Source organism: Streptomyces sp. LN549 (assembly GCF_043203805.1).
Lineage (GTDB): Bacteria > Actinomycetota > Actinomycetes > Streptomycetales > Streptomycetaceae > Streptomyces.
Window position 1 is genome coordinate 1,025,622 of sequence record NZ_JAZHRI010000002.1, and the last position, 12,603, is coordinate 1,038,224.

Below are 12,603 nucleotides of genomic sequence, written 5' to 3' on the forward strand. Positions count from 1 at the left end.
ATGGCTGACGCACTCTCCCTGGTCGACGACTGGGGACCCGAGAAGATCGTCGTTGTCTCCCACCGGCGCACCGGCATGAAGGGTGTCCTGGTCATCGACAACACCGCCCGCGGAATCGGCAAGGGCGGCACCCGTATGAGCCCTCACGTCACCGTGGAGGAGGTGGCCCGCCTGGCTCGTGTCATGACGTGGAAGTGGGCGGGCGTCGACCTCTTCTACGGCGGCGCCAAGGCCGGCATCGTCGCCGACCCGGCCTCCCCCGACAAGGAGGCGATCCTGCGGGCCTTCGCGCGTGCCCTGTCCAACGAGGTGCCCCGCGAATACGTGATGGGGCTGGACATGGGCCTCACCGAGGACGACGCGGCGGTCATCCAGGACGAGCTCGGCGACCGGGGCGCCGCCGTCGGCACCCCGGAACACCTCGGCGGTGTCGCCTACGACAAGCTCGGCGTCACCGGCTATGGCGTCGTCGAGGCGACCGACGCAGCCGCCGCGCACCTCGGCCTGCCGCTCAGTGCTGCCAGGGTGGCCATCCAGGGCTTCGGCGCCGTGGGTCATGCCGCGGCGGCACGGTTCGCCGAGCTCGGTGCCACCGTCGTCGCCGTGTCCACGGCCAAGGGGGCGCTCCACAACCCCAGAGGCCTGGATGTGCGGACCCTGCTCGCCGCCCGCGAGGAGCACGGCGACGACTTCGTGAACCGGCACCCCGACGGGATCGTCATCGCTCCGGGCGAGGAACTGACCGTCGACTGCGACATCCTGGTCCCCGCCGCCCTGCAGGACGTCATCGACCACGACGCCGCCCACCGGATCAAGGCCAAACTCGTCGTGGAAGGCGCGAACCTGCCCACCTCAGCGCAGGCGCAGGAGATACTCGCCCGACGCGGCATCGCCGTCCTGCCGGACTTCGTCGCCAATGCGGGAGGCGTGGTCGCCGCCGCGTTCGCCATGGACTCCCGCTACTCCGGTTTCCGACCCGATACCGACGTCATCTTCCAGACGATCTCCGAACGCCTGCGTACCAACGCCGTCGTCGTCCTGGAAGAGGCGGAACGCCGCGGCACGACCCCCCACCACGCCGGCCGCAGCCTCGCTGAGGAACGCGTCCGAACCGCCATGCACAGCAAGGGGCGCATCGCCCGCTGACGAACCGCGAACGCCGCACGCCGCTGATGGGCCCGCTGCCCCCTGCGGTGCCGTACATCGCCGTGGCCGATCCGGCCGTCGGCAACAAGACGCTGAAACGGCTCGCGCGATGCACGTGAACTCACGTGCCCCTTGGAGTCCCTCGCCTTCTTCCAACCGTCGCGGGGCGAGACCGCCGGTGACGCTCGCCGGGCCCAGCACCCTGAGGAAGCGCCTTTCTACCTCCACCCGGGCCTGAACCGGGTGGAGGAGGAAGGCACGTACGACGCCTGGAAGGCCCGGCTCTGCCTCGACGGTCCCGCTCGTGCGGCGGTCAACTCGGTCTCCCACGGCGCTTCGGTGAGCCGTCCGGGCTGCGGACCGTGCGGGTTGCACTCCCGGACCGGCGATGACAGGGGCTACGGCTGCGGTGTCGGTCTGCTGAAGTATCCTTCCCGCCACCGCACACCGACTCGGAGGACCAAGAGAATTGACTGGCCTGTCTGCTTTCCCGCTGCCCTTTCATGCTTCCCGTTCCATATCATTCGCGACACCGCGAACGCTGCGGGAACTTCAGATGATGCAGTGCAGCTCACACATTCGAGCGAAGCCGGGGTGGTTCGACAAGATGAACGATGCCGAAATCGTCGCCAGATGGACGCAAGAAGCGGTCGCCCACGGGCTCACCGAAGCGCAGGTTCGTTACGTGCTTGCCGAACTCGTTCACTACGCGACCTTGCGGGACGGACGGACCGGCATCGAGGTGTCCGCCGTCGACGGGGTGTGGCAGTCGGACTCACTGGTCGACGAGAAGCTCAGGTCCCGGCTGCGCGAGGCGGTTCGCGTTCTGGAACAGGTCCCCGAAGCAGAGCAGGACTGGCATCCCGGATCCGACGGCCAGGTAATGGACCTGGTTCATCCCTCACTGTTCTGTCTGGTGAGAGAGGTGAGCGGTGCGCCCGAGCGGGCTTGGCGGAACCCGACGGACCGCTACTCGACATACGAATTCTCGGAGAAATTCCAGTGGTTGCCCACGGACGTCGACGTCAGTTCCGACGGCAATGTCGCCTTCCGTTCGTACGTCAACAACGTCCACCCCGAGACCCATCGCGAACTTGCCTCCGTCCTGCCGGACTTGTTCGCGCGCTTGCGCCCTCTGCTGGAGAACGTGCTCACCGATCTGCGCCATCCGCGGCCCCTGCGGATCGAGCCCGATCCTTACGGGTGGTACGACTCGGAGCCGGAGCGTCCGGACAGGTCAACGCACAGCGATGACGGGGCCTACGAGGAGGCCCTCCGTGCATGGGAGCAGGCCCAGGACGACTGGTGGGAAAACCGCCGCCCGGTCATCCCGGACGCCCCGGCCTTCACCCCGCCCGAGTTGCCCGATGAATCCGCCCGAGTCGACCTGCGCGGACGCCGCCTCCAGGTCATCGTCAAGCTCGCCACCATTCACCTCACCCCGGACAAGCCCGAGTACCCCGGCGGTTCCTGGCATGTCGAGGGGATGTTGAACGAGCGGATCGTATCGACCGGCATCTACTACTGGGACAGCGAGAACATCACCGAAAGCCGGCTGAGCTTCCGGGCGGCACTCGACGACCCGCACTACGAACAGAACGACGACAACGGTCTGCGTGAGGTCTATGGCCTGGAGGACGAAGACGCACTGAACCAGGCGCTGGGATCGGCATCGACCCCAGCGGGCCGCTGCCTGGCGTTCCCGAACATCCTGCAGCACCGCGTCGGCTCATTCCGCCTCACGGACCCCACCCGCCCGGGACATCGCAAAATTGTCGCGTTCTTCCTGGTCGACCCGTCGGAAAAGATCGTCTCGACATCCGATGTACCGCCGCAACAACCATGGTCCGGCACCTCGACCATGACGCTTGAGCAGGCCAAGAACTATCGCGAACAACTCATGCAGGAACGCAAGTTCTTTGTCGACGAGCATAACGAGCAGCTCTACGAACGAGAGTTCTCCCTCTGCGAGCACTGAACCCCTTCGGTTCTGGATGAGCGCCGGGTGCGTCGGCGGCTCCACCGGTGTAGCCGAATGAGGTAGCGGCGGTGGAGGCCAGTGAGTGTGAGGGCGAAGTCGCAGCGGCCTTCCAGGCGGAGTTGATCGAGATGGAGGGCCCCGGCGAACAGGCAGTCGACCAGGTCGGCGTCAGCAGTCCCGCGAGAAGCTCCGGTCCCTCATTACGCCAACCTCCGAAACCGGCGCCACCTGCGTAGTGCGCGTAGCCGCTCATCGCAGGCCGCCCTCCAGCACCGCCCGGCCGAGCCGGGTGCGGTGGTGGAGCACGCGCACGCCCTGGCGCTCCGAGAGCAGCAGCCCCGCCTCACGGAGCACGGTGGCGTGCCGGCTGGCCGTCGACGGGGCGAGCCGCAGCGCTGCGGCGATGTCCATGGTGGTCATCGGGCGGTCCAGCATCCGCAGCAGTTCGGCTCGCGAGGCGCCGATGAGCTGCGCCACCGGGACCTCCGCGCCGCGGTGTCGGCGTTCGAGCCAGCCGGGCGCGGGCGAGAGCGGGTGGACGAGGACCGGAGGCAGCTCCTGGTCGACGAGAGCGAGCGGGGCGCGGACACAGAAGAAGGCCGGCACGAGCGTCAACGTCCGCCCGTTCAAAGCGAGTTGACGGTCGACGGGGTATGGGGTCCGTAGCCTGCCGTCCCGGTAGCGCCACCCGGGCAGTTGGTCGTACCCGGCGAGCAGGCCCTCCGCTCCGTGGGTGAGGACGGCTTCGGCCCGTACGGTCCGGTCGGTTGCCGCCTGCGCGCGCATGGCGGACAGGTAGGGCTCGACGGCAACCCGGTGGTACGCGCGCAGGGCCGAGCCGAGGCGGCGCAGCGCCTCGGGGCAGCCGTCGGCGAGCGGGCGGACACCGGCCGGGACGGGGCGGCCGGTGTGCGCGTGCAGCCGGGCGAGTTCGGCTCGCAGCCGGTGCCGGGGAGTGGAGAGCAGCCGATCGAGTCCGGTGTCGAGGTCGGCGTCACCGCGGCCGGGCGTCAGGAAGTCGGGAAAGTACGAGCCGTCCGGACACAACCGGATCAGGGAACGGGTCATGGTGACGAGGCCGGATCGCCGCAGGGCCGCGCCCACCTCGCGGCGCCAGGCGCCGAACGCGAGGGGCACCCCGCGGTTCTGGAGCAGGTGCAGGCTGAGCGCGGTCTCCCAGAGCGGATCCACGTCGGCCGCGACGCGCAGGCGGGCCAGCTCCTGGCTCGTGAATTCCACCCGTAGCACGGCGCACCCCCGGTGGTCACGGATGCTCACCGGCGCCCGCCCACCGGCACTCTACGCGCATCACTGAAATGACGCATGCATGTCAGACGATGGCTGGGCGACTGATGCGTACGCGCGGGGATACCTGGCTTGAAATCGCTGCGGCCCGGCCGGAATGCACCCCGCCGGACCGCTACGACCATGGTCACGGCTCGGTCCGGACCGCGACGTGCCGTTGTCACCGCTCAGTTCGATGCGCACGAACCACTGTCACCGCCCAGTTCGATGCGGCCGAACCACTGTCACGGCTCGGTCCGCACCGCCATGGACCGCCGGCACGGCTCAGCAGAGCGGAACGCCCGGCAGTTTGGCGTCCGGGTGGTCGATGTAGATGTTGCTGATGAAGCCGTTCTGGTCACGCAGCTTGCTCCACCAGTTGTTGCTGTATCCCTCGGCGTTGACGGTGTCGCCCTGCTTCTGGCACAGCACCCGTACAGCCGTCGGACCGCCGAGGGTGGTGACGACCGGGGCGCTGACACGGGCGTCGGCACGGACGTTCACCCCGCTGCCCCAGGTGCTGAACGGGTAGCCGCTGCCACCGCAGCCGTTGTCGCTGGTCAGGTACGCCTGGTTGTAACTGCCCGGGTAGGCCAGGCCGGCGCCGTTGATGACGATGTTCTGGCCCGCGCCGTTGTACAGCTGCTCGTAGTGGATGTGCGCCCCGGAGGAGTTGCCCGTACTGCCGGTGACGCCGATCTGCTGCCCCTGGGCGACCGATGCGCCGCTCGCCACCGAGTACGCCGAGAGGTGGAAGTAGTACGTCGTCCAGCCGCCGCCGTGGTCGATGGCTATGTAGTTGCCGGCACCGCTCGGCTGCGAGTAGCGGGTGGCCGTGCCGGCGGCGGAGGCGAGTACCGGCGTGCCGGCTGTCGCCCCACCGTCGGAACGTACGAAGTCCAGCGCCCGGCGCACCTCGGCCGAGTGGTGGCTGTACGTCCACTGCTGGCCGCAGGGGTAGGGCGCCTTGAAGACGGGCGCGGCCGACACACCGGCTTCGCCGGCCTGCGCGGGGGCGACCGACAGTGCGGTGAGCGCCAGAAGGGCTCCGGCGACCAGCGCCGGAAGACGTCCGAGAAACCTCACGATTGCTCCTAGGCGGGGGAGGCAGCCCGGACGGAACGCCGGGCCGAGGCGCAGAAAGACGTCCGGAACGTAGCGGTGGCCCGGGCGGCTGACAAGCATGGGACGGGCTTCTTCGACCAGGAACGAATGGGTTGCGCGAGGGTCCGGCCCCCAGCACTCTGGCGCCAGGTGCCACAGCGTCACCGGGCCGCCGGCCAGGTGCGCCCGTGCCCCGAAGGAGCCCCTACCCCCATGCCCCCGCTCCGTCCCGCCCGCCGTCTGCCGCTGTCCGTCTCCGCCCTCGCGGCCGTCGGGCTGCTGATCGCCGCGTTCACCGGACCCGCGATGGCCGCACCCCCCACGACCTCGTCCTTCTCGGCGGCCGCCGGCAACGCACCGTCACCCGTCGGGCCCACGGTGCCGGACGCCGGTGCCGGACAGGCGCCGCACAGAACGGATTCCAGCACCGTCATGGACATCCCGGCAGACGTCACGGCGGGAGTCGCCGTGTACGACAGGCTCACCGACCGCTTCACCGAGCAGTACCAGGCGGACCGCGCCTTCCGCTCCGCCTCGGTGGTCAAGCTGCTGCTGGCACTGGACTTCTTATGGAACCGGGGCCCGGCCTACGACCTGCCACAGGCCGACCGGGACCGCCTCGACGCGATGCTGCGCAGCAGCGACGACGACGCGGCGAACCACTACTGGTCCACGGGTGGCGGCAGTGCCGTGATCACCCGCATGGCGCCCCGCCTGTCACTCACCGGCACCACACCACCGCCGACCGCTTACCCCGGCTACTGGGGCTACACGGCGACCACCGCCGCGGACACCGTCCGGGTCTACCGCTACCTCCTCGACGAGGCGCCGGCCCCGGTACGGAGCCTCGTCCTGGGGGCCCTGCACCGGTCCACCCGCTGCGCCGCCGACGGCTTCGACCAGTACTTCGGGCTGCCTTCCGCGTTCGACGCACCGGGGGCGGTCAAGCAGGGCTGGTCGGGCTTCGTTTCCGGAGGCTGCACCGCCGCCGGGGCCCGGACGGCCGTACCCGGTACGGCATCTGCCGCGCCTCCCGGCACGTCCGTGTCCGCCGCGAACGGCACCGACGGGAAGGCACCGTGGGGGACGTCCACCGACGCCGTGGCGCCCGCGCTGGATCTGACGTCCGACGCGCTGCACACCACCGGCACCGTCGGCCCCGATGACCGGACGGTGGTCGCCGTCCTCACCCTGCACCCCGACGGCACTCCGTACGTAACCGCCTACAGCAAGGTCACGGCGCTCACCGACTCCCTGGACGTTCCCGGAGCCGTCCGACCGTCCGGCACCCGGTTCACCACCTGGGGCAGCGGTGTCCGGGTCCGCAGCGGCGCCACCACGTCATCCACCGCCCTCACCACCCTGCCCGCCGGGGTGGACGTCCTCGTCGCATGCCAGCAGCAGGGCGAACGGGTATCGGTCCCGCCCTACGTCAACGACTGGTGGGCCTACCTGCCCCAGTACGGCGGCTGGATCACCAACATCTACGTCGAATCCCCCGGCAACACCCTCCCGGGCGTACCCCACTGCTCGTAACGCCCCACCCACCCCGCACCGAGAAGGAGGCGCACCGTGCGCCGCAACGACAGACCCCATGCCGCCGCCGTCCACGTCCGCCGCGGACCGGCCCTCGCCGTGTCCCTGCTGGCCCTTGCGGCTCTGACCCTCGCCTCGGGGCCGGCCGCCGCCCGCGACGCCGCGCCCGACGACGACGCCCCGCTCGGCAGCGTCAGCTGGCGGGTGGACCTGTCCGCGCCCACCGGCGACGAGACCAACGTCAGCCGCGCCGACGGCACGCTGCGCCTCCGCGACCGCACCCTGCGGCCCGCATCCGCCCGCTCCGCCCGGGGGCAGGGCACGGTCCTGGTGCCCGAACGCGCACTCGACCGTGCGGTCGACCTGATCACCCCGGTACTCGACGCCACCGTTCCGGCCGGAGCCGAGGTCGCCGTCGACGTGCGCGGGCAGGACGGGCTGGGCGCCTGGACCGAATGGCGTGAAGCGAGCGCCGGCGCGCCGGCGCTGCTCCCCCGGGCCGTCACTCGGGTGCAGGCCCGGATCACCCTGATCTCCGCCCCGAACGGCGCCGCACCGGTCGTGCGCGACCTGCGCCTGAATGCCGAACTCGGCAACGTGGCACGTCAGGGGGTCGCAGCCGCTGCGGCCTACACGGCCACCGTCTACGCCACCCGCGAGGGCCTGGTCGGCGGAACCACCGCGAACGGGCACGTGATCGTGGCCAATGATCACTTCGTGGCACTTCCGTCCCGTCGCGGCCTCTCCCCGAAGGGCAGTGCCGAGTACTCGGTCCGCGTGTGCGGTCCTGCGCGCTGCGAGACAGCCCCGGTGTGGGACGTCGGTCCGTGGAACACCCACGACGACCACTGGAATCCGTCCTCCGTCCGCGAGACCTTCAAGGACCTACCGCAGGGCAAGCCGGAGTCGCAGGCCGCCTATCAGGACGGCTACAACGGCGGGCTGGACGAATTCGGTCGCCGGGTGCTCAACCCGGCCGGCATAGACCTCGCCGACGGTACGTTCTACAACGTCGGCCTGAACAACAACGGCTACGTCACCGTCACTTACCTGTGGACCAGCACCGGCGCAGCGACCACGTCCTTCCCGACCTGGGGTACCGACGTCAACATCCGTCAGCAGCCGACCAGCACGTCCACCCGGGTCGCGCAGCTCCCGGGTCCCACGACGGTGCGCGTGCAGTGCCAGGTGCACGGCCAGCTCGTCCAGGCCGATGGCCACAGCAACGACGCCTGGTCCTACCTGCCGGACTACGGCGGCTACGTCTCCAACATCTTCATCGACGTCGCCGACAGCTGGCTCCCGGGCGTCCCGACCTGCTGACCGCGGGGCCGCCACGCGGGACTCGAGGGCTTACGCGACCCGGGGTCCGGGCTCGGGGATCCGCAGCGGCAGGTCCTGCTGAGGGCGGAGGGGCGGCAGGTGTCCGCCTTGACGTACCGCACGCGGTCACCGAGTTCGGCGGCCCGGTGGCGCATCGCCGACAGGATCAGGTGCGCCTCGGCACGATGGAACCGTCGGCATCGGCACCTGTTGACCGCGCCCCGCGCCGCGCCCGGCCCGACCCGGGCCACGTCGGCCCGGGTCCGGCGCGATGCAACCGCCGTTGATCCGCGCGCACCTTCTCCACATATCCGGAGGCAAAGTCACGGAGTGAACACACGAGCCCGGGAACGCTCAATAAAAGCTCATCAAAGGCGCCATCCATTCGCAGATGACGCACGGGGGCGACCGAACCACGCTGATTTTCACACCGCCGCAACACAAAAGCCTTGCGCACTCCACCGGCAGCAGACGTCGTCGACAGCCCGGAATTGCGGGGACAGTCGGACCTGAGAAACCTGCACACGGCGTGCGCACTCGGGTCACCGTTCCAGTCGCAGAACAGCAGGTCGGGGCGGGATCAGGGGACGATTGGGACGGCTGCACCCCACGCGGGACGTGAAGTTGCGAGGACATCGAATTCATCCCGTGAAGCTCATGAAGAATCTGCTTCCACGCAATGGATGCCTCTGCACGTGATTCGATTCCAGCGGAGCGACAACCACGAATTCGTCGCAGTTCGATTGGCTGTACGCGGCACGGTCGTGCTTTGATCCTGGGCCATACGGGGGCCGCACGACGGGCTCCCGTACATAAGCAATTCCATACGAAGGGCGCTCATCATGAACTACACCCCCCAGGTCGAGACCGCCGAGATCTCCGACAGCGACCTCGACAACGTCTCGGGCGGCCTCGTCGGCGGTCTCGTCGGCAACGTCACGGGCACCGTCGAGGGCATCGTCCCGGTCGCCGGCCTCGTCGGCTCGGTCACCGGTCTCGTCGAGGGCGCCACCGGCGTGAACACGGGCGCGGTCACCGGCCTGGCCACCGGTCTCACCGCCGGTCTCTGAGACACGGCAGCACCCGCCGAGCCCCGGAACCCATCGGTTCCGGGGCTCGGTGCCGACCGCTGACAGGTGGGGGAAGAGTTCCGTGCAGTTCCGCCAACAGGCCCTTTCCAAGCTGCAGTCGCCCGAACAACTCGATCTTCCGGTGCGCCTCGCCCGCCCGCATGGCCTGCTCGTCCTCTGCGTCACCGTCGCCGTGATGGCCGCCACCTGCTTCTGGGCCGTGACAGGCTCCGTCGCCGGCACCCTCGACGCCCCCGGCATCCTCACGCATTCCCGCGGCAGTTACATCCTGCAGAGTCCGGTCGCCGGCCAGGTCACCGAGGTGCTCGCCGACGAGGGCGAGACCCTGCCCCGGAACTCCCCCCTGCTCAAGGTCCGTACGGAGCAGGGTGAACGCGTCGTCCGTACGATCGACGCGGGCCGGCTCACCTCGGTGACGGCAACGATCGGCGCCGTGGTCACCACCGGCGCGGACGTGGCGAGCGTCGAACGGATCGACGGCGCCGACGACCCGCTGGTCGCCCTGCTCTACGTGTCGGGCAGCAGTGCCGCGTCGGTCCCGGTGGGCGCCTCCGTCGACCTCACCGTCCAGTCCGTGCCCGCCCAGCAGTACGGGGTGCTGCGCGGCAAGGTGGCCGCGGTCGGCAGGGCCGCTCAGACACAGCAGCAGATCACCCGCTTCCTCGGCGACGCCCAGCTCGGCGAGCAGTTCTCCCGGCACGGCAGGCCATTGGCGGTCCTGGTGAGGATCGAGCACTCGGGCTCCACGAAGTCCGGCTACCGGTGGTCCTCGGCCGATGGCCCCCCGTACGCGATCGGCTCCATGACCCTGGCCACCGGCTCCGTCCGTCTCGCCGACCAGCACCCGATCGATTGGCTGCTCCCGTGACCGCACCGCACCCGTCCCCCACCGCCCAGCAGCTGCCGCCGCCCGGCCGCGGCAGGCACCGCCCGGAGGGAACCCCGGGCAACAGGCGGCGGTCGCGTCCGGCGCCGAAGCCCGGGCGGACGAAGACCGTGCACACCCCCACCGTGCTCCAGATGGAGGCCCTGGAGTGCGGTGCGGCCTCGCTGGCGATGGTGCTCGGCCACTACGGCCGCCACGTGCCGCTGGAGGAGCTGCGGATCGCCTGCGGCGTCTCACGTGACGGCTCGCGCGCCAGCAACGTGCTCAAGGCGGCCCGTAGTTACGGCCTCCGGGCCAAGGGCATGCAGATGGAGCCCGCGGCCCTCTCGGAGGTCCAGGCGCCCGCGATCCTCTTCTGGGAGTTCAACCACTACGTCGTGTACGAGGGCGTGGGACGCCGTCCAGGACGGCGGGGCGTGCGCATCAACGACCCCGACAAGGGGCGCCGGTTCGTGCCCGCCGAGGATTTCGACACCAGCTTCACCGGGGTCGTCCTCGTCCTCGAACCCGGCGAGGACTTCCAGCGCGGCGGCCGGAAGCCCGGCGCCATGGCCGCGCTGCCGGCCCGGCTGAGGGGCACCACGGGCACGATACTGGTCGCCCTGCTCGCCAGTCTGCTGCTGGTGGCCGTCGGGGCGACACTCCCGGCCCTGAGCCGCATCTACATCGACATGTTCATGATCGGCGAACAGACCTCGCTGCTGGGCGTGCTGTTCGCCGCGATGGGCACCATGGTCGCCCTCACCGTCGTACTGACATGGCTGCAGCAGGCGAATCTGCTGCGCGGGCGCATCATCTCGTCCACGCTCGGCAGCGCGCGCTTCTTCCGGCATCTGCTCCGGCTGCCGGTCACCTTCTTCTCGCAGCGCAGCCCGGCCGACCTGGTCCAGCGCCTCCAGTCCAACGACGCCGTGGCCGAGACCCTCGCCCGGGATCTCACCGCGGCAGGCGTGGACGGCATCGTCGTCCTCCTCTACGCGTTCCTGCTCTGGACGTACGATCCGCAACTGACCGTCATCGGGGTGGGGATCGCGCTGCTCAACGTGGTCGCGATGCGCGTCGTCGTACGGCTGCGGGCTGTTGGCACGCAGAAGCTGCGGGCCGACAGCGCACGGCTCACGAACACCTCGTACACCGGTCTCCAGCTGATCGAGACAATGAAGGCCACGGGTGGCGAGAACGGGTACTTCCGGCGGTGGGCCGGGCAGCACGCCACGACTCTGGACGAGCAGCAGCGCCTCGGGGTGCCGAGCGCCTGGCTGGGCGTCGTCGCCCCCGCCCTCGCGACGCTCAACAGCGCGGTGATCCTGTGGATCGGCGGGCTGCGGGCCGTGGAGGGGCACATCTCGATCGGTCTGCTCGTCGCCTTCCAGGCTCTGGTGACCCGCTTCACCGCGCCGGTCACCCGGCTCAACGGGGTGGCGGGCCGCGTGCAGGACTTCGCGGCCGATGTGGCCCGCCTCAAGGACGTCGAGAACTTCCCGGTCGACGCGCTGTACTCCCGCCGTGAGCCCGCCGCGAGTACCCGCCGTCTCAAGGGCCATGTGGCGCTGGAGGACATCACCTTCGGCTACAGCCCGCTCGACAAGCCGCTGCTCACCGGTTTCTCGCTCTCCGTGGGGCCGGGGCAGCAGGTGGCGCTCGTCGGCGGTTCGGGCAGCGGCAAGTCGACGGTCTCCCGGCTCATCTCGGGTCTCTACAGCCCGTGGGAGGGCACGATCCGTATCGACGGGCAGCGTCTGGAGGACATACCCCGGGGCGCGCTGGCCGCGTCCGTGTCCTTCGTCGACCAGGACGTCTTCCTCTTCGAGGGGACGGTGCGGGACAACGTGGCGCTCTGGGATCCCTCGGTCCCGGACGAGGCGGTGACCGAGGCCCTGCGGGACGCCGCCCTGTACGACGTCGTCGCCCGCCGCCCGCGTGGCATCCACAGCCGGGTGGAGCAGGACGGCCGGAACTTCTCCGGCGGGCAGCGTCAGCGACTGGAGATCGCCCGGGCGCTCGTGCGCCGCCCCAGCATCCTGGTCCTGGACGAGGTCACCAGCGCGCTGGACGCCGAGACGGAGCGGATCATCATCGACAACCTGCGCCGGCGCGGCTGTGCCTGTGTCGTGATCGCGCACCGGCTGAGCACCGTGCGCGACAGCGACGAGATCGTGGTCCTGGACCACGGGACCGTCGTGGAACGCGGCCGGCACGAGAATCTGGTGGCCGCCGGGGGCGCCTACGCCGATCTGGTCAGGGAGCACTGA

9 protein-coding genes are annotated in these 12,603 nt (G+C 70.0%); 7 read left to right on the forward strand and 2 right to left on the reverse strand.

What is annotated here, in order from left to right:
• Both SH922_RS04515 and SH922_RS04520 read left to right on the forward strand, forming a co-directional pair.
• A complete protein-coding gene (locus SH922_RS04515) occupies positions 1-1,146 on the forward strand; it encodes a Glu/Leu/Phe/Val dehydrogenase (protein WP_393054910.1) in 1,146 nt (381 codons plus the stop codon).
• 469 nt (positions 1,147-1,615) lie between these two features.
• Complete coding sequence (locus SH922_RS04520; protein WP_393054912.1) at positions 1,616-3,124, forward strand: DUF4246 domain-containing protein; 1,509 nt, start codon at positions 1,616-1,618, stop codon at positions 3,122-3,124.
• A 252-nt stretch (positions 3,125-3,376) separates the two neighbouring features.
• Here the strand turns inward: SH922_RS04520 and SH922_RS04525 are convergent, their stop codons facing one another.
• Together SH922_RS04525 and SH922_RS04530 are read right to left on the reverse strand one after the other, a co-directional pair.
• Positions 3,377-4,366, reverse strand: a complete 990-nt coding sequence (locus SH922_RS04525) for an ArsR/SmtB family transcription factor (protein ID WP_393054914.1) — start codon at positions 4,364-4,366, stop codon at positions 3,377-3,379.
• Between the two features lie 330 nt (positions 4,367-4,696).
• Positions 4,697-5,497 carry a peptidoglycan DD-metalloendopeptidase family protein gene (locus SH922_RS04530; protein ID WP_393054916.1) on the reverse strand — a complete coding sequence of 267 codons (801 nt, stop codon included), beginning with the start codon at positions 5,495-5,497 and terminating at the stop codon, positions 4,697-4,699.
• 450 nt (positions 5,498-5,947) lie between these two features.
• Here SH922_RS04530 and SH922_RS04535 point away from each other — a divergent pair, with 450 nt between their 5' ends.
• The 5 genes from SH922_RS04535 to SH922_RS04555 all read left to right on the forward strand — a co-directional run bounded on the left by SH922_RS04535 (position 5,948) and on the right by SH922_RS04555 (position 12,603).
• The gene (locus tag SH922_RS04535) at positions 5,948-7,051 is read left to right on the forward strand and encodes a hypothetical protein (RefSeq protein WP_393063464.1); all 1,104 of its coding nucleotides are present in this window, start codon (positions 5,948-5,950) and stop codon (positions 7,049-7,051) included.
• Between the two features lie 36 nt (positions 7,052-7,087).
• Positions 7,088-8,374, forward strand: a complete 1,287-nt coding sequence (locus SH922_RS04540) for a hypothetical protein (RefSeq protein WP_393054918.1) — start codon at positions 7,088-7,090, stop codon at positions 8,372-8,374.
• Positions 8,375-9,216: 842 nt separating this feature from the next.
• Positions 9,217-9,444, forward strand: coding sequence for a type A2 lantipeptide (locus tag SH922_RS04545; protein WP_393054920.1), 228 nt, complete (start codon positions 9,217-9,219; stop codon positions 9,442-9,444).
• An 82-nt stretch (positions 9,445-9,526) separates the two neighbouring features.
• Positions 9,527-10,333, forward strand: a complete 807-nt coding sequence (locus SH922_RS04550) for an HlyD family efflux transporter periplasmic adaptor subunit (protein ID WP_393054922.1) — start codon at positions 9,527-9,529, stop codon at positions 10,331-10,333.
• Positions 10,330-12,603, forward strand: coding sequence for an NHLP family bacteriocin export ABC transporter peptidase/permease/ATPase subunit (locus tag SH922_RS04555; protein ID WP_393054924.1), 2,274 nt, complete (start codon positions 10,330-10,332; stop codon positions 12,601-12,603). The genes SH922_RS04550 and SH922_RS04555 overlap by 4 nt, the downstream gene beginning before the upstream one ends.